Here is a 17,978-nt window from a genome sequence, read left to right on the forward strand (position 1 = left end):
CGTCGAACCCTGAGTGGAGCCCTGCGTCGAACCCTCCGTCGAACCCTGAGTGGAGCCCTGCGTCGAGCCCTGAGTGGAGCCCTGCGTGGAACCCTCCGTGGAGCCCTGCGTCGAACCCTGAGTGGAGCCCTGCGTCGAACCCTGAGTGGAGCCCTGCGTCGAACCCTGAGTGGAACCCTCCGTGGAGCCCTGGTCCGAGCCGCCGTTGCCGTTGTCGCCCAGCAGGGTGCCGAGAATCCCGCCGAGCAGGCCGCTGTCCTGCGAGCCGGCCTGCGTCGTCGAGCCGTCTCCACTGACCCCGGCAGCCTGCGCCGTACCCACGGCGGTCAGCGACGCGCCGACCGCGAATACCGCACCAGCGGTGATCCGGGCGACACGCACCCGAGTTTTACGATGATTCATCTGCCAACTACCCCCAGTAGCTGCTTAGTCGTATACGGAGCAGCTATGCACAGGGCTGCGGCACTCGGGGCGTTCGAGTCACGGACCGCAATGACAGCCCGTCCACCCCCGTCCGCACGCGCGCCCCGTCATACGCATGCCGCGGGTCAGCTTTCCCGGTTTTCACATCACGGTCAAGCGCATTGCACACCCAATGCCCGAATTGGCAGCGTTTGACGGGCAGTTGGGTATACGCCTGTGATAAATATCCGTCAGATTCTTACTTTTCCTGCTGCTTGCGCCAGCGGATCCCAGCCTCCAGGAAGCCGTCGATCTCCCCGTCGAGCACCGCCTGAGGGTTACCCACCTCATGCTCCGTCCGCAGGTCCTTGACCATTTGGTACGGGTGCAGGACGTACGAACGCATCTGGTTGCCCCAGGAGTTGCCGCCGTCGCCCTTGAGCGCGTCCATTTTCGCCTGCTCCTCCTGACGGCGCCGCTCCAGCAGCTTGGCCTGCAGGACGTTCATCGCGGAGGCGCGGTTCTGGATCTGCGAGCGCTCGTTCTGGCAGGAGACCACGATGCCGGTCGGCAGGTGAGTGATCCGCACCGCCGAGTCGGTCGTGTTGACGCCCTGGCCGCCAGGCCCCGAGGAACGGTAGACGTCGACGCGCAGCTCGGATTCGTCGATCTCGACGTGGTCGCTCTGCTCGACCACGGGCAGCACCTCGACGCCCGCGAAGGAGGTCTGGCGGCGGCCCTGGTTGTCGAAGGGCGAGATGCGCACGAGGCGGTGCGTGCCCTGTTCGACCGAGAGCGTCCCGTAGGCGTACGGGCTCTTGACAGCGAAGGTCGTCGACTTGATGCCGGCCTCTTCCGCGTACGAGGTCTCCAGGACCTCCGTCGGGTAGCCGTGCCGCTCCGCCCAGCGCAGGTACATGCGCTGCAGCTGCTCGGCGAAGTCGGCGGCATCGACACCGCCCGCCTCGGCGCGGATGTTCACCAGCGCCTCCCGGGCGTCGTACTCACCCGACAGCAGCGTCCGCACCTCCATCTCGTCGACGGCCTTGCGGACGGCGTCCAGCTCCGCCTCTGCCTCGGCGCGGGTGTCGGCGTCGTTCTCGGCCTCGGCCAGCTCGAAGAGCACCCCGACGTCGTCGATGCGGCTGCGCAGCGCCTCGACCTTGCGCAGCTCCCCCTGGAGGTATGAGAGCCGGCTGGTGATCTTCTGCGCGCTCTCGGGGTCGTCCCACAGCGAGGGGGCGGCCGCCTGCTCCTCGAGTGAGGCGATGTCGGCCCTCATCCTGTCGAGGTCGAGGACGGCCTCGATCGACTCCATGGTGGAGGAGAGGGACTTCAGCTCTTCGGGTACGTCGAGGATTGCCACGACACCAGCCTACCGGCTGGCCCCGGTGACCCCGCGGGCCCGAGCGGGAGGGCCGGGATCAGCCCACCGCCACGGCAAGGCCGCCCGTCCCCGTGCGCACCCACAGCTCGACATGCCCGTCGGCGGCCAGCACTCCCGCCGCGGAGCCGCCCGCCGACGGCGCCTGCACCTGCGTCATCTCCCAGTCACCGTCCGCAAGGCCGGTCGCCTCCGCCAGCCCGCCCCCCTCCTCGGGAGCGAACACGTACGTCTGTCCGCCCGGCTCGCCCGAGGAACCCGCCTCGGGCCGCCCCGCCGCATCGAAGTGCCCGACGACCTGCGGCGGCTGCCACGCACCGCCCGTGTAGGGCAACCGCACCACCGCACCGTCGGCCTTGCGGACGACGAATGCGTCGAGCGTGCCCGGCGCACGCGAGACGAGGCCGGGCGCGACCGCAACGCGACCGGCCGCGGGCAGCGCGGCCCACACGTTCCAGCGGCCCCCGACGAACGACGCGGTGACCAGCTGACCTCCGGTGAGGCCGACGAGGTCGATGCGGCCGGGCGCGGAGGACGCGGCCGCCGGGGCCGCGTCGAAGTGCGTGCGCTCGTCGACCTGGTACCAAGCGCCCCAGCCGCTGCCCGCCGCGGACATCGTCCTGCGGTACAGCAGTCCGTCCGTACCGAGCGCGAAGAGGTCCAGCTGCCCCTGCTGCGCGGAGACCACCGCCGGGTCGTCGGTGACGTGTATCCCGGTGAGCCGCTGCCAGGCCCCGTACCGTCCGCTGCGCTCGTCGCGGGTGATGTACCACACGTTCTGGTCCGCGCCGCGCGCGAAGACGTACGTGGTGCCGGAGAGCGCGATCGCGCGCGGTCCGCCGGTGAGCGGAACACCCGGGCGCGGGGCGTCCTGGAAGGCGGACCAGCGCGGCAGCGCGACGGGCGTGCCGGTGCTGCCCTGCGGGGAGGCGTCGGCGCCGGGGCTGGTGGCGGTGGAGTCGCCGGGCTGGTGGTCCTCGCGGGTGTTGGCCTTGGCGTCGTCGCCGCCGGACGCGAGCGCCCAGCCTCCGATTCCCGCGGCCACCAGTGCGGCGGCCGCGGCGGCCGCGAGCTTGATGCGGCGCCTGCGGACCGAGTCGGAGACGGCACGGTGGCGGGCTCGGGCGCCGCCGCCCGCCATCGTCGGACGGTGGGTCCCTCCTTCGCGGCGTGGATAGCCTGCGAGTTCGTCCGCGGTGGGGAGCTTGATGCTGGTGTGGGTCTCGCGGCTGGAGTCCGGGGCCGAGGCGCGCACCAGCGGGACGGCGCCGCGCCGGGTACGAGGGGCGGACGGAGCGGGCTCGGCCGTCTCCTCCGCGTCGGTCTCCCCCGCGCCCGTGCGGCCGTCGCCGTCATGCGGTGCGGCCACCTCCAGCGGTGGCAGCCCGGCGAGCTCGGGCAGCCGGCGGCGCAGCCGTTCGGCGAGCTCGCCGGCGGTGAGCCGGGAGGCGGGGGCCTTGGCGAGGCATTGGGCGAGGATCTGCCAGAGCGCGTCGGGGATGCCGGGCACCGGGGTGACCGTCTCGGTCACGTGGCGGCGCAGCACGGCGCCGGGGTGGCCGCCGCCGAAGGGCGTGAAGCCGGTGAGGAGTTCGTACAGGACGGTCGCGAGGGCGTAGATGTCGACGCTCGCGCGGGGCGGCAGGCCCTCGATGATCTCGGGCGCAAGGTAGTCCGGGGTGCCGATGATGCGGGTCGCCCGGGTGCGGCGGGGTGAGTCGACGAGCCTGGCGATGCCGAAATCGGTGAGCATGGCCGGGGGCGCGCCGCCGGGTCCGGGCGGGGCGGCCGCGTCGAGCAGGACGTTCTCCGGTTTCACGTCGCGGTGGACGACGCCGGCGGCGTGCGCGGCGGCGAGCCCGTCGGCGACGTCGGCAGCGATGGAGACGGCGGCCTCGGGGGCGAGCCGGCGGTCGCGTTCGAGGCGCGAGCGCAGGTCGGAGCCGCGTACGAGGTCCATGACGAGGGCCAGGTCGGTGCCGTCGACGACGAGATCTCTTATTCCGACGATGTGCGGGTCGTCGAGCGAGAGCAACGCCGTGCGCTCCTGGACGAAGCGGCCGACCAGGTCCTGGTCCGAGGCGAGGTCTTCACGCAGCAGCTTGATGGCGACCGGACCCTCGGGTCCCTCGCCCAGCCATACCGTTCCGGCAGAACCCCGCCCGAGGATCTGGTGGGCGGTGTACCGGCTGCCGATCTTCCGTGCCAAGGCTGCTCCGACTCATCCGAATCAACTGCGCCCTCAAGGGGCACAGTCTCACGCCATCCGACGGTCTGTTGGCGACAAAGCTACGCGGATGAGGGGCCATTGGGGGAACCAGTCGGGGGTGAGTGCGGCTTCTGCGGGAGAAATCACCCTCTGGAAGTCGACAAATCTCCAGAGTCGGCTGACGAGTTGAGCGCAGCGCGAGGGGGCGTCAGCCGAGACCGCCGCTCTTCGGGATGTGCATGCTCCTGGCCGCACTGCCGAGCGTGGTGACCCAGTGGTAGGCCGACTTGATCCAGCTCGACGTGGCCTCGTACCAGTTCTCGCCCTTCGCGATCCAGTGCGGTACAGGCGTGAAGTTCCACACGAGGACAAAAATCACCACGAGGATGAAGATCATGAACAGGCAGCCCTTGAGACATCCCAGTCCCGGAATCCGCATCGGGGTGCGCTGCCTGGGCTCGCGACGCGGTGCGGGCTCTCGCTCCGGGCGGCGCTGCGGCTCGTACCGCTCGGGCCGGGGCTCGTAGCGCTGGCGCTGCTGCGGCTGCGGCTGCCCGTACGGCTGCTGGGCGGGCGCGGGGGCGGGTTGCCGGCGCGGGCGGTGGCGCAGCGGGTCCTGGCTGGGGTCGAGGTAGCCGATCTCGGTCTGCTGGTTGCGGTTGCGCGCCGCACTGAGCTGCGACTCCCAGGGGTGCGGGCCCTGCGGCGCCTGCGGCCCCTGCTGTCCCTGCGGCCCTGTCGACGGCATCACGCGGGTGCCGTCCGCTGCCGAGCCGGGCAGCACGCTGGTGGCGGCATTGGGGTCGTATGCGTGGCTGCCGCCCTGCATCACCTGTGTCGGGTCGCCGCCGCCCATGGCCGCCGCCGCTGCGGCACCCGCAGCGGCTCCCGCCACAGCCCCCGCCGCCGCGGCCGCGCCCGCGCCGGTGCCGGGCACGCGGGCCGGGGCGGGATCGGGCGCGAGCAGGGTGCCCACGCCGAGCGCGGCCTCGGCGGCCTGCGGCGTGGCGTGGGCACCGATGCCGTGGCCGACGACGCGCAGCGCACAGGCGAGATTCTCGGCACTGGGGCGCTCGTCGGGGTTCTTGCGCAGACAGCGTTCGATGACCGTCCACAGCGGCTCGGGCACGGTGGAGGGGCGGCGCGGATCCTGGCTGAGGTGCTGGTGGAGCACTTCGAGCGCGCTCTCGCCGCGGAACGGCGGATGGCCGGTGACCAGCTCGTACATGAGGATGCCGGCGCCGTAGACGTCGACGGCCGAGGTCTGCTCCCGGCCCTCGGCGGACTCCGGCGCGACGTACGCGGGCGTGCCGACGAATTCATGCGTGCGTGTGACACCCGGGGAGTCCGCCAGACGGGCGATGCCGAAGTCGGTCAGCATCGGATACATCTGCGAGCCGTCCTCGCTGCTGGCGAGGAGGACGTTGGCGGGCTTGAGGTCGCGGTGGACGATGCCGTCGGCGTGGCTCGCCGCGAGTGCGTCGGCGATGCCGGCGGTGAGCAGGGCGGCGGCCATCGGCGTGAACGGGCCGTTCTCACGGACGTAGCAGTGGAGATCGGGGCCGTTGACCAGGTCCATCACGAGAGCGAGGAGCTCGCCCTCCACCACCAGGTCGCGGGTGCGGACGATGTTGGGGTGGGTGAGGCGGAGCAGCACCGAGCGCTCCCGCAGGAAGCGCATCACGATGTCGGGATCGCTTGCGAGCTCCTCCTTGAGCACCTTGATCGCCACGACCTCGCCGGGGTGCGAGGGCGCGCCCTCGGCACCGTCGACGCCCTCGGGCAGGGCGGCGTCCTCGCGCACCCGGGCACGCCAGACGGTGCCCGTCGCCCCGCGCCCGAGCGGCTCCTCGAGCAGGTATTTGCTGCCTACCGGCCGCACGGCATGCGCTCCCAGGTCGTGATCGTCACGGTCAACATCATGGACGGGGGCCCTCACGGGCCTCCTCCGCCCCACTGTAGTGCCGCGGCCGGAAAGCGTCCGGGCCAGCGCCCGGGCGCCTCGCCACGCGTGACGTGGGGCTTGAGGGAAGGACGCGGGGGAGGCCCTCTTGGTTCACCGGCCTGTCCGGCGGCCACGGAGGGCCCGGGCGGCGCGTCCCGCCGGGGACGGTTGCCGCAATTCGTCCGGTTCCCGACCATCGGTGACCGGTCGATGATCGAACAAGATCGTTGGCGGGGACGCCGGAGGCGCGTTGTCAGTGACGAGTGGGAGGATGCCTCAGGCACGAAGCAGATCCGGCAGATCCGGCAGGAACGCCAGTGACGGTAGTGACGGTAGAAGGGACGCGGACGACGATGCAGATCCGGCTGACCGTCCTCGGGCCACGCAGCGGCCGCGCCTGCGACGTGCTCGTCACCGCTCCGGCGGGGACGGCCCTCGGCGCGGTGGCGGGCGCGCTTGCGGCGAGCGCCGGCTCCGGGCAGCCCGTGCGGTCGTCCGGCTCCGCCGTGCCGCTCTACGCAGGGGCCCAGCGGCTCGATCCCGGCACCGCGGTGCTCGGAGTGCCCCCGCTCGTCGACGGCGCCGTGCTCTCGCTGCACGCCCCCGCCGACCACGGCCACCACGACGAGCACCCCCACGACTCGGGCGCCCACGCGGAGCTGCACGTCATCGGCGGCCCCGACGCCGGCGGGGTCCATCTGCTCCACGGCGGTCAGGTGCGGATCGGGCGGTCGGCCGCGGCCGACGTCCCCCTCGACGACCCGGACGTGTCACGGCTGCACTGCGCCGTGACCCTGGACCCGCAGACCGGCCATGTCTCGGTCAGCGACCTGGGGTCGACGAACGGCACGAGCGTCGACGGTCATCCGGTCGGGGAGCGACCGGTGCCGCTGCCGCCGGGGGCTCTGCTGCGCATGGGGGAGTCCACACTCCGCCTGGAGCCCGGCCCGGCCGCAGGCCAGGCGGCGGAGACCGACGCCGTGCCCGCGCCCTCGGCGAGTCTGCCGGTGGCCCCGGACGCCGAGGGCCATCTGTGCGTCGCCCTCCTGCGTACCGCCCGCACCGCATTCACGCCGGGCGCCGGAGGTCCGGGCGCCTCGGGGGCGCATGCGGCCGAGCGCGTGCCGAGCCCGAGGAGGCCCGATTCCGCCGAGGACACGGGCCGGCCCGGCGCCTTCGCACCGCCGCCCGCCACGCCCGGCGTGCCCGCCGCGGCGACGACGAGCCACCTCGGCGGTGCCACCGGGCTCAGCAGCTCCGCGTATCCCAGCGCGCCCACGTCCCATGGGACCGGCACCGGCGGCCGCCCGGGGGCCGTGCACGACGCGCAGGGAGCGGAGGAAGCGGAGGAAGCAGAGGAAGCAGAGGAAGGCGGCGAGGGCGGCAGCCGGGTCGCCACGCCGCACCGGCTCGGGGCCGTCGACCGCAATGCGACGACCTTCGCCTCGCGAGGCGGAGTGCTCGGCGCCCCCGGCACCCCCGGCACACCCCCCGCAGGACGCGGCGGGGGGCTGTCAGGGGCCATAGGAGCCTGGGCACGGCGCATCGCCGCCGGCGCCGGGCGGGGCTCCGGCCGCGCCGGATCCGGAGCCTTTGAGGCGGCACGGCTCGCCGCCCACGCGGCCGCGCTGCGCGGCCGCGCACCCGATCCGGCAACCGTCCTGGTCACCGCGCTCGGGCCGGGCCCGCGTCTGTGGGAGCGGGGCGCCGACCAGGCCGATGCGCTGACCGTGCGGCTCGGCACCACCGATCGGCGGGTCGACGGGGGCCTGCTGCCGTCCGTGCCCGTCACCGCCGACCTGCGGCGCACCGGCTCGCTCGGGCTTGCCGGGCCCCGGCCACGGCTGGCCGGGCTGGCGCGTGCCGTCGTCGCCCAGTTGTGCGCGCTGCACTCCCCCTCGGTGCTCGAACTCGTCCTGATCAGCGCGGACCGCGCACGCCCCCTCGACGAGCGCGCCGATGAGTGGGCCTGGCTCAACTGGCTGCCGCACGTGCGCCCCGCGCACGGCCAGGACTGCCGACTGCTGCTCGCGTTCGACCGCGAGCAGGCGGAGGCGCGTACCGCAGAGTTGACGCGGCGTCTGGACGACGGGCCGCTCGGGCCGGGGTGGGCGACGGCCGCCCCGGAGGCGGTCGCCGCCTCGGCCGCCCGCCGCACGGGGCCGTTCACCGTCGTGGTGGTGGACGGCGACCCTGGGTCCATGGCACTGCGTGAGACCGTGGCGCGCCTGGCGCACGCGGGTCCTGCCGTCGGCGTCCATCTCGTGTGCCTGGACGAGCAGTCCGAGCTGCTGACTGCTGAGTGCGGATCGGTGGCGCGGCTCGGCGGTGACGTGGCGACGACGCTGAGCGTGACCCCTTCGCCATGGCCCGACGACGGCTCCGCCGGCTCGCTGATCACCGTCGACGCGGTGTCGCCGGCGTGGGCCGAGCGGTTCGCCCGTGCACTGGCACCGCTGCGCGAGGCGGACGGTGCGGGGCGACGGAAGCGCAGCGCGCTGCCCCCGACCGCCCGCCTGCTCGATGAGTTGGACCTCGCGCTCGCCACCCCCGCGAAGATCTCGGCGCGTTGGACGGCCGGCCCTGCCGGCTCGGGGGGCACCGCCGGTCCCGCCGCCGCACGGGCCGTGCTCGGAGCGGGCCCGGAGGGTCCGGTGACGGCCGATCTCGTCACCGAGGGCCCGCATCTGCTGGTCGGCGGTGCGGCCGGCTCGGGAAAGACGGAGCTGCTTCGCTCGGTCACCGCGGCGCTCGCTGCCGCCGCGCGGCCGGACCGGCTGTCGCTCGTCCTGATCGACGGCGCCCCGGAGCGCGGCGAGGGGCTGCGGGTCTGCACGGATCTGCCGCATGTCTCGACGTATCTGGCGGCCTCCGACCCGGCACGGATGCGGGAGTTCGCGCAGGCACTCTCGGCCGAGCTGAAGCGCCGTGAGGAGATGCTGGACGAGAGCTCCTTCGACTCGTTCGACGCGCTCGACGCCTGGCGTGCCGAGCGGCGTCTGGTCGTCGTCGTGGACGATCTCGACGCGCTGACGGCACCCGCGCTCGGCAGTCCGGGGCGGCCCGCGGCCGGTTCGGTCGTACGGGCGGTGGAGGGCGTGGCGCGCGCCGGCGCCCGGCTCGGGGTGCATCTGGTGGCGTCGACCGGCCGTCCGGAGCGCACGGCGGGCACGGAGGCGGACGAGCGGTCGCGGCTGCGGATCGCGCTGCGGACGGAGGATCCGGAGTCGGCGGCGCTGCTCGTGCACGTCGAGGATCCTGCGGGGCTCGACGAGTCCCTGCCGGGCCGGGGCTATCTGCGGCGACCCGACGGCGCGGTGACGCCGTTCCAGGCCGGACGGGTCAGCGGCCGCATCCCGCGGACGGCGACGCTGCGCCCGACCGTGGTGCCGCTGGAGTGGGAGCGGATGGGCGACCCGCCGGCCCGTCGCCCGCTGCGCGAACTCGGTAACGGGCCGACGGACCTGGCGCTGCTGGCGAGTGCCCTGCAGCGGGCGGCCGAGTCGGTCTCCGCCGAGCCCGCGCTGCCACTGCCGGAACGCTCAGCCCTTGACGGCTCCTGAGGTGAGGCCGGAGATGACGGCACGCCGGAAGACGAGGACGAGGATGGCGATGGGCAGCACCGCGACCGTCGCGGCGGCGAAGATGGTGCCGTAGGGCACGGTGAACTCCCCGCCGAACTCGGCGATTCCGACGGCGATGGTGCGGTACTGGTCGGAATTGTTGAAGGTGAGCGCCATCAGGAACTCGGTCCAGCAGGCGGTGAAGGTGAACACGCCCGCCGTGAACAGGCCGGGCAGCACCTGCGGCACGATGATCGACACCACGGTCCTGGTGGGCGATGCGCCGTCGACGCGGGCGACCTCCTCCATCTCGCGTGGGATGCCGAGGAAGAAGTTGCGCAGGATCCAGATCGCGAACGGCAGGTTGAACGCCGCGTAGGGGATGATCAGCGCCTGGTAGCTGTTCAGCCACCCCAGATCGCGCATGATCAGGTAGAGCGGCGAGACGATCGCGATCGCCGGGAAAAGCGAGATCATCAGCAGCGTGACCATGATGGTGAACTTGCCGCGCATCGGCAGGCGGGCCAGGCCGTAGCCGGCGAACATGCCGAACCCCAGCACGATGACCGTCGCGCACACCGAGACGATCACCGAGTTCAGCAGATAGGTCTCGAAGTGGTAGTGGGAGAAGGCGGATTGGTAGTTGGCCCCGGAGAGATGGTGCGGCCACAGGCTGGGCGCCCCGCCGATCTCCTTGGGGCCCTTGAACGAGCTGGTGATCATCCAGTAGAGGGGTGCCGCGACGATGACGGCGATGACCAGCGCCGCCAGGTTGACGCCGTTGATCCAGCGCCGCCAGCCGCGGTGCCGCCCGCGGGTCCGCTTCGGCGCCACGACACGCGCGGCGCCTTCCAGGGCCCCAGTCCCTGCCGTCATCACAGCTCCTCCTTTCCGACCTGGCTGCGGAAGACCTTCAGGAACAGCAGACAGCCGATGAGCGTCAGCGCCGCGGTGGAGACCGCGACGGCGGCTCCGGGGCCGAAGTCCAGGTCGGAGAACATCGTCTGCCAGCCGAGCAGCGCCAGCGACTCGGTCTTGTTGCCGGGACCGCCGCCGGTCAGCACATACGGAAGGTCGAACAGGCCGAACGCCTGCAGGATGCGGAAGAGCACGGCGAGCGCCAGTGTGGGCCGCAGCTGCGGCAGAGTGACGCGCCAGAAGATCTGCCAGCCGTTGGCGCCGTCGATGCGCGCGGCCTCGGTGAGCTCGACGGGCAGCATCACCAGGCCGGAGACGACGATGATCGACACGAACGGGGTGGTCTTCCAGATGTCGGCAGCCGCCATCGAGATGATCGCGGCCGTCGGGGTGCCGAGCAGATTCGGCTGCTGCATGCCCAGGTCGTGGAGGATCGATGTGCCCACGCCGTAGACGCCGTTGTAGATGTAGTCCCACAGCTCCGCGGAGATGACGGTGACCATCGCCCATGGGATGAGCAGCAGCGCCATGAGCCAGCCGCGTGCGATGGTCAGCCGTTCGAGAACGAGGGCGACGAGCGTGCCCAGCACGATCTCGACGAGCACGGTGCCGAAGGTGTAAGCGAGGGTGAATTCGAGTGCGTAGCGCCACAGTTGGGCGCCGAACATCGCCGAGTAATTGCTGCCGGTGAATCCGCCGAGCGCGAATCCACTGCCGCTGACTGTGACGTGGCTGAGGCTCATCACCACCGAGAAGACGATCGGGAAGATCGTGACGGCGGCGACGAGCAGCAGCGCCGGGGCCGAATACAGCCATCCCAGCCGGGCGAGCAGCCGCTGGTTGCGGCGGACGCTGCTGTCCGGCGGCCGGAGCACGACCCCCGCGGGGACCGGCTCCGGCACGGTGACGCCCGATGCGCTGTCAACGCTCATGACTCATCCCCCATCATCGCCGGGCCTGCTACAGGCCGCCTCCGGAGACGGCGGTGTCAATCTGGCTCGACGCCGACGACAACGCGGAAGACGGGGCGACGGACCCGGACAGTGCGGCGTTGATGTTGGAGTACACCGCCTGGCTGACCTTCGGGTACTGCGGGGTCTGCGACGGACGCGCGATCAGCTTGGTGTGCGCCGCCACCGCGAGCACCGGGTTCTTCGCGAGGATCGCGGGGTCGGTCCGCACCGACTGGTTGGTGGGGATCTCCGAGTACTGCCCGGCGAGGATGTCCTGGGCCGCCGGGCTCGCCAGCCATTTGATGAACGCGAGCGACGCGCCGACGTTCTTGCTGTGCGGGTTCAGATACACATTCCAGCCGCCGACGTTGGAGTAGCCCGGCCCGGACTGGCCTGCGAAGGTCGGCGGCAGCGCGACCCCGACCTTGCCGACGACCTGTGAGTTCTGCGGCGTGTTGGCGTTGGAGTAGGCGTAGTCCCAGTTGCGCAGGAACGCGGCCTGGCCGTCGTCGAACGTCGACATCGCCTGCGGCTCCTGCATCGTTGTCACCGACGAGGGCGAGACACCGCTGGAGATCAGCGACCGCATGAAGGTCAACGCCTTGACCGAGGCAGCCGAGTTGATGGTGGCCTTGCTGGCGTCCGAGTTGATTGTGGAGCCGCCGGCGTCGCTCATGAACTCGGTCCAGTTGCAGGTCAGCCCCTCGTACGCGCCGCCCTCCCAGACGAAACCGTACTTGACCAGGCCCTGGGACTGCAGCGTCTTGGACTCGCTGACCAGCTGCTCCCAGGTGGTGGGCACGGGCAGGTGTGCCTTGGCGAGCAGGTCCTTGCGGTAGTAGAGGAAGCCTTCGTCGGCGTAGAGCGGGGAGCCGTAGATCTTGCCCTGGTACGTGGCGCCCGAGACCAGGCCCGGTGCGAACTGGCTCCAGTAGCTGGAGGGAAGGTAGTCCGACAGCGGTGAGGCGAGCCCCGCGTGCGCGAACTGCGCGGGCCAGATCACGTCGCCGTTGTACACGTCCGGTGTCGAGGAGCCGCCGGAGATCTGCGTCGTCAGGGTGCCGCGCAGCGTGTCGGTGTCGGTCGCACCCGAGATCAGGTTCACCTTGATCTTCGGATAGGCCTTCTCGAAGGCCTGGATCAGTACCTGACGGGGATCGTTGGAGCCCTGGGTGATCGGTGCGGCCTCCCACTCGATCGTCCCTGCAGCAGGCCCGACAGGGGCCGGCTTGCTGGAACCGGTCGACGAACCCGAAGAGCACGCGGTGGCTCCGGCGACCAGGGCCATGGCGACCCCGACCGTGGCCACCAGCCGCTTCGCTGAGACAGGCATGGCAATCTCCTCATCTTCCCCGGCGGTAGGCCTAATCAAGACCTCGCGTGACAGCACGTCAACCCCCGTGCACGCTCGTTACGCAGCTGAGATCAACATTCGACTGCAGCCCTAGGGGTGCGCGCCCTAGCCTTGATTCGTCGTCCGCACCGATCGTCCGCACCGATCGTCCGCGCCGAGCGCCCAGGAAGTGCCGTGCCCCGGTTCAGCGTCATCGTCGTCGCCCGCAAGGTCCAGGCGTGCTTGCGTGAGGGCCTGGCGTCCGTGCTCTCCCAGTCATACCGGGACATCGAGCTCATCGCTGTGGACGACGGCTCGCCCGACGGCTGCGGCGAGATCATCGACGAGACCGCGGCCCACGACACACGCGTCCGCGCGATCCGGCTGCCGCAGAGCGTGGGCCCGGGACCCGCGCGCAACGCGGCGATAGAGCGCGCCAGCGGCGACTATCTCCTCGTCCTCGACGGCGACGACACCCTCGCCCCCGGATCGCTGCGTGCGATCGCCGACCGACTGAAGCGGACCGGCGATCCGGACGTCCTGGTCTTCGGGCGCGTCCGCATCCCGTGGGACGGCGAAGCGGTGCACGACGAGCCGGCCGGGCTCCTCGCCGACGGTGGCCCTCAGCCGTTCACCCTTGCCGGACGCCCGGAACTGCTGCGCCTGCCGGCCGGCGCCAAGGCCAAGGCCTACCGCCGCGAGTTCGTCACCGGCACCGGGCTCGCCTTCCCGCCCGGCGCGTACGAAGAGATCCCCTGGTGCTTCCAGGCGCTGCTGACCGCCTCGTCCATCGCATTGCTCGACCGCGTCTGCCTGCACGAGAAGCAGCCCCGGGTCTCCCGCCTCAGCTCCTGCCTCCTCGGCCGGGACGGCCGTCCGCGATCCGACATCTTCGAGCAGTACGACCGCGTCTTCGCCTTTCTCGCCGAGCATCCGCAGCTGTCCTCGTGGCACCTGGTGCTCTTCCACCGCATGCTCGACGACATGACGGCGGCCTGGACCACCCCCGATCCGCTGCCCCGTACCGCCCGCCGCGCATACCTGGGGCAGTGCGCCGGCCACTACCGCCGCCACCGGCCGGCCTCCGGCGCCCGCAGCCGCGTACCGTTCATGCTGCGGTGGCGCGCCGGACGTGTGCGCCGCTGGGCCGGCGTCCACGGACCGGAGGCCTACAAGAGCCTGCGTGCCGGGCTGTTGCGGGTCTACTACCGCATCCAGCGCCTCCTCCCCCTCGACCGCAATCTCGCGGTCTTCGCCGCCTACTGGAACAAGGGCTACTCCTGCAATCCGGCCGCGATCGAGGCCGCCGTCCGCCGACTTGCCCCGCACATCCGCACGGCCTGGATCACCTCACCCGAGTACGCCCACACCCTTCCCGACGGCGTACGCCGGCTGCACCCCGGCTCCGCCGCCTTCTGGAAGGTCCTCGCCCGCGCCACCTACTTCGTCAACAACGTCAACTTCACCTATCTGCTGGCGAAGCGGCCCGGCCAGATCCATCTGCAGACCCACCACGGCACCCCGCTGAAGACGATGGGCCTCGATCTGCTGGACCACCCCGCCGCCGCGGCCGGCACGGACTTCGACCGGCTGCTGAACCACGTCGACCGCTGGGACTACTCCCTCACCTCCAACCGCCACTCCACGCTGTCCTGGGAGCGCGCCTACCCGGCCGCGTACACCACCCTCGAATACGGCTATCCGCGCAACGACGTCTTCCAGCGCGCGACCGCCGACGACGTCTCCCGCATACGTGCCACCCTCGGCATCCCCTCCTCCGGTATCGCGATCCTCTACGCCCCCACCCACCGCGACTACAGCAAGCGGCCCGTCGCCCAGCTCGACCTCGGACGCCTCGCGCGCGCCCTCGGCCCGGAGTTCACGCTGCTGACCCGCTCTCATTACTTCTACCAGGACCCACTGACAACCGACCGTGACGACGAGGGCAACGCCGACGAAGAGGCGGGCACCGCCCGCATCATCGACGTCTCGGCACACCCGTCGGTCGAGGAACTCTGCCTCGCCTCCGACGCCTTGCTCACCGACTACTCGTCCGTGATGTTCGACTACGCCAACCTCGACCGCCCGATCGTCATCCTGGCCACCGACTGGGAGACCTATCGCGCCGCGCGGGGCACCTACTTCGACATCACCAGCGAGCCGCCCGGCCCCGTCGCGCGCACCGAGGAAGAACTCATCGGCGTCTTCACCTCGGACGCCTGGCACGGCCCGCGCTCGGCGCGGCTGCGCGCCGCGTTCCGCGCCCGTTTCTGCCCGTACGACGACGGGAACGCAGCGGAACGCGTCGTCCGCAGGGTCTTCCTGGCCCAGCAGGAGGACCGGCTGCCACCGGTCGTGCCCCTCGACGAGCGTCGCCCGGCCCCGCCGCCCTCCGCCGGCTCCTCAGCGCCCGAGTAGACCCGGCCGCGACCACCGGGGCACCCGCGGTTCCACCGCCCACCCCACGAGCTTCCGCACCGGCGGCGTCGTCAGCAGCAGTGCGAGCGCCACAGCGGCCAGCGTGAGCGTGACCACGGCCACCGGCCCGCTGTTGGCGACCGTGGCGTACAGCCCGAGTCCCTGGGCCGTCTTCACGACCAGACCGTGGAGCAGGAACGGGTACATCGTGTACGCGCCGAGCACGGTGAGCCGCAGCCTGCGGCCGGGGATGAGCGCCAGCGCCGCCGCGACGAGGAGTGCTCCGACCGCCAGCAGCCCCAGCCGGATCGCGAGGTACTCGACGGTCCCGACGCCGAGGCCGGCGGCGTTGGTCTGCATGTCCAGCCAGTCCGCGTTGGCGTCGGGGGCGAGCATGTACGACACGGGCAGCGCCGTGATCAGCACAGCCGCCGCCCACAGGCGCACCGCCCGCCGGTGCAGCCACTTGAAGTGCTCGCGCTCCATGCAGAGCCCGGCCACGAACCACGGGAGGAACTGCAGGATCCTGGAGAGCGCGAGGTCCGTACTGACGTTCATCAGACCCGCGGCGAGCGAGACGAGCACGGCGACGAGGACCGGCTTCGGCACCGCCCGCCACACCGGCGTCGTCAACCGCCAAACGAACAGGGCGATCAGGAACCAGCACAGGAAGCTCGGATAGGTGAACAGATCGGGCCTGAACGGCTGCCTGTCGGCCTTCGCGACGACGGCGAGGTAGGCGATCTCGAAGACGGCGTACGGGAGCAGGACGCCGCGGATCAGCTTGCGCACCTGCTCGGGCCTGGCCTCGAAAGTGCGCGAGAAGTAGCCCGAGAGCAGGATGAACGCCGGCATGTGGAAGGCGTAGACGACCATGTAGGCGGCCTTGACCGCCCGCGACTGGCCGATCAGCGGATACCAGTTGTGACCGATGACGACCAGAACGATCAGCAGAAACTTCGCATTGTCGAAGAACGGGTCGCGCGATGGCCGAGCCCCGCCCGTCGCCGAGCCTTCTGCACCCTCCACCCGCTGCCCGGGAAGGGTTCCGCTCTTCTGCAACATCGACATGTCGGCGCTGGTCACCGGGACGACGGTAGTCAGCCCCCTCCCCCTGTACGCAAGGGGGCTTGCCCTGACAACTCGTACGGGTGACATGACTCATACCGCGAAGCGGGCTAAACCGACCGCCTGCCGTTGCCTCCCGGCGGCCCTTTGGATCCCTGCTCGTAACCCCCGAGGCGTCAATTTCTCCGAGGGCCAGTTTCTCTGACGGCTGCCACGGCCGGCGCGGAGGTAAGTGATCGATGACGGCAGCGACAGCGACGGCGGCCACGCCCGGCACCGGCGCCGGCACCGGCGCACCGGGACTGCGACGACGGCTGACCGCGTGGCGACCGAGCCCGTATCTGCTCGTCGCCACCGCTTTCTTCGTCTTCATGAACGTGCTCGCCTGGCGCAACAACATCATCTCCGACTTCGGCCAGCACGCCTCCGCGATCGAGCGGATCAAGGCGAACCCTCTCCACCCTGCCAATCCGCTCGTCGACCTCTCGGGTGACAACAGCCCGTACTACTCGCCTCTCATCGTCTTCCTCGGCCTGCTGGCCAAGGCGACGGGCCTGCCCGGCTGGGTGGTCCTCAAGGCCTGGGGGCCGGTCAACCTGCTGGTTCTGCTCACCGGTGTCGCCGCGTTCTCCAGGACGCTGAGCGCGAACCGGTGGGTGCCGGTGCTGGCGCTCGCCGGGATGATGCTGCTGTGGGGCATCCACCCCGCCGCGTGGAGCGGATTCCTCAACATCGGCTCCTTGACTCGGACGTTGACGTTCCCGTCCACCTTCGCGATCTCGCTCACCCTGCACATGTGGGCGCTGACCGCACGGGCGGCGCGGGCCCGGGCATCGCTGCTGCGGCATGCGTTCATCGGCGCCTGTATGGGGATGATCCTGCTCATCCACCCGATCACCTCGGTGGGCGCCGCAGCCGGTATCGCGGCGATCGTCGCCGGATGGCAGCGCGGGTGGAACCGCCGGGCCGCGGCCCGCTGGGCATTGACCGTCGCCGTAGGCGTCACCATCGCCGTGGTATGGCCGTACTACGACGTCTTCGGGCTCATCGGCGACACGACCGTCGACATCTTCCACAAGGGGCTCTACGGGCGGCGGGTCATCACGTGGTACGGGCTGAGCGTGGTCGGTGTGCCTGCGCTGGTGATGCGGTGGCGGCGGCACCGCCTCGACCCGCTGGTGCTGCTGTACGTCATGGACATCGCCATCGCCACGTACGGCTGGTTCTCCGGCCATTACACCTACGGGCGGATCTTCGGATTGCTGCTGATGCCGCCGCAGTTCGCGCTCGCCGTCGAGCTGACCCGCCCACGGCCGTGGACGCGGCTGCGCAAGACGATGGCCGGGGCCGCGGCGGCGGCCGGATGCATCGGTCTCGCGGTGCAGGTGGGGGCCGTGTGGGAGATCCCCTGGTCACCGGTGCCGCTGCAGCACCTGGTCACCTGGCCGAGCTACCGCTGGGCGGCGGACCGCATCCCGGTCGGCGATGTGGTCCTGACCGACGGCTGGCACGCGACGCACGTGCTGCCCGCGTACGGCATCTTCCTGGTCTCCGGCCCCTGGCCCGACCCCTCGCTGTCCGTCGACGTCCGCAACCGCCGCGGCCACGACGTCCACGTCTACTTCTCGCCGACGGCGACCCCGTCCGTCCAACGCCTGATCACCCAGCGCTACCACGCCCGCTGGGCGCTTCTCCAGCCCGGCGAGCGCATCCCCGCCGACGCCCACGTGGTCGCGACGCACAGGGCTACCGGCGAGACCCTGGTCCGCCTCACCCCCTGAGTTC

General features: G+C 71.4%; 10 protein-coding genes and 1 pseudogene. 3 read left to right on the forward strand and 8 right to left on the reverse strand.

Features of this window, described 5'->3' with window-relative positions:
- The 4 genes and pseudogenes from NGB36_RS31270 to NGB36_RS31285 form a co-directional block, all read right to left on the reverse strand.
- Positions 1 to 402, reverse strand: a pseudogene (locus NGB36_RS31270) (hypothetical protein); the annotation flags it as partial.
- A 259-nt stretch (positions 403 to 661) separates the two neighbouring features.
- Positions 662 to 1,768, reverse strand: a complete 1,107-nt coding sequence (prfB, locus tag NGB36_RS31275; RefSeq protein ID WP_255923985.1) for a peptide chain release factor 2 — start codon at positions 1,766 to 1,768, stop codon at positions 662 to 664.
- A 58-nt stretch (positions 1,769 to 1,826) separates the two neighbouring features.
- Positions 1,827 to 3,995 carry a protein kinase domain-containing protein gene (locus NGB36_RS33995; protein ID WP_372509574.1) on the reverse strand — a complete coding sequence of 723 codons (2,169 nt, stop codon included), beginning with the start codon at positions 3,993 to 3,995 and terminating at the stop codon, positions 1,827 to 1,829.
- 208 nt (positions 3,996 to 4,203) lie between these two features.
- The gene (locus NGB36_RS31285) at positions 4,204 to 5,877 is read right to left on the reverse strand and encodes a serine/threonine-protein kinase (RefSeq protein ID WP_255923986.1); all 1,674 of its coding nucleotides are present in this window, start codon (positions 5,875 to 5,877) and stop codon (positions 4,204 to 4,206) included.
- 416 nt (positions 5,878 to 6,293) lie between these two features.
- Here NGB36_RS31285 and NGB36_RS31290 point away from each other — a divergent pair, with 416 nt between their 5' ends.
- A complete protein-coding gene (locus NGB36_RS31290; protein WP_255924011.1) occupies positions 6,294 to 9,503 on the forward strand; it encodes an FtsK/SpoIIIE domain-containing protein in 3,210 nt (1,069 codons plus the stop codon).
- On the opposite strand, the gene NGB36_RS31295 is transcribed toward NGB36_RS31290, so the two are convergent.
- Genes NGB36_RS31295 through NGB36_RS31305 form a run of 3 tightly spaced genes read right to left on the reverse strand, consistent with a single transcriptional unit; the run spans position 9,483 to position 12,707 of the window.
- The gene (locus tag NGB36_RS31295; RefSeq protein ID WP_255923987.1) at positions 9,483 to 10,379 is read right to left on the reverse strand and encodes a carbohydrate ABC transporter permease; all 897 of its coding nucleotides are present in this window, start codon (positions 10,377 to 10,379) and stop codon (positions 9,483 to 9,485) included. The two genes, NGB36_RS31290 and NGB36_RS31295, sit on opposite strands and share 21 nt — an antisense overlap.
- The gene (locus NGB36_RS31300) at positions 10,379 to 11,353 is read right to left on the reverse strand and encodes a carbohydrate ABC transporter permease (RefSeq protein ID WP_255923988.1); all 975 of its coding nucleotides are present in this window, start codon (positions 11,351 to 11,353) and stop codon (positions 10,379 to 10,381) included. Before NGB36_RS31300 ends, NGB36_RS31295 begins: the two co-directional genes overlap by 1 nt.
- 28 nt (positions 11,354 to 11,381) lie before the next feature.
- Complete coding sequence (locus tag NGB36_RS31305; protein ID WP_255923989.1) at positions 11,382 to 12,707, reverse strand: ABC transporter substrate-binding protein; 1,326 nt, start codon at positions 12,705 to 12,707, stop codon at positions 11,382 to 11,384.
- A 195-nt stretch (positions 12,708 to 12,902) separates the two neighbouring features.
- On the opposite strand from NGB36_RS31305, the gene NGB36_RS31310 reads away from it, so the two are divergent.
- The gene (locus NGB36_RS31310) at positions 12,903 to 15,125 is read left to right on the forward strand and encodes a bifunctional glycosyltransferase/CDP-glycerol:glycerophosphate glycerophosphotransferase (protein WP_255923990.1); all 2,223 of its coding nucleotides are present in this window, start codon (positions 12,903 to 12,905) and stop codon (positions 15,123 to 15,125) included.
- On the opposite strand, the gene NGB36_RS31315 is transcribed toward NGB36_RS31310, so the two are convergent.
- Positions 15,111 to 16,211 carry an acyltransferase family protein gene (locus tag NGB36_RS31315; RefSeq protein ID WP_255923991.1) on the reverse strand — a complete coding sequence of 367 codons (1,101 nt, stop codon included), beginning with the start codon at positions 16,209 to 16,211 and terminating at the stop codon, positions 15,111 to 15,113. The genes NGB36_RS31310 and NGB36_RS31315 overlap by 15 nt on opposite strands.
- Positions 16,212 to 16,432: 221 nt before the next feature.
- Between NGB36_RS31315 and NGB36_RS31320 the strand changes: the two genes are divergently transcribed.
- Positions 16,433 to 17,974 (forward strand): hypothetical protein, encoded by a 1,542-nt coding sequence (locus NGB36_RS31320; RefSeq protein ID WP_255923992.1) that lies wholly within the window; start codon positions 16,433 to 16,435, stop codon positions 17,972 to 17,974.
- Positions 17,975 to 17,978: the final 4 nt, after the last annotated feature.

The organism is Streptomyces humicola, from assembly GCF_024436035.1.
In the GTDB taxonomy this organism is placed as follows: domain Bacteria; phylum Actinomycetota; class Actinomycetes; order Streptomycetales; family Streptomycetaceae; genus Streptantibioticus_B; species Streptantibioticus_B humicola.

Excerpts from the sequence above, each read along its gene's own strand:
- NGB36_RS31290 (WP_255924011.1), top strand. The coding sequence starts at position 6,294 with ATGCAGATCCGGCTGACCGTCCTCGGGCCACGCAGCGGCCGCGCCTGC.
- NGB36_RS31295 (WP_255923987.1), bottom strand. The coding sequence starts at position 10,379 with ATGACGGCAGGGACTGGGGCCCTGGAAGGCGCCGCGCGTGTCGTGGCG.
- NGB36_RS31300 (WP_255923988.1), bottom strand. The coding sequence starts at position 11,353 with ATGAGCGTTGACAGCGCATCGGGCGTCACCGTGCCGGAGCCGGTCCCC.
- NGB36_RS31305 (WP_255923989.1), bottom strand. The coding sequence starts at position 12,707 with ATGCCTGTCTCAGCGAAGCGGCTGGTGGCCACGGTCGGGGTCGCCATG.
- NGB36_RS31320 (WP_255923992.1), top strand. The coding sequence starts at position 16,433 with ATGACGGCAGCGACAGCGACGGCGGCCACGCCCGGCACCGGCGCCGGC.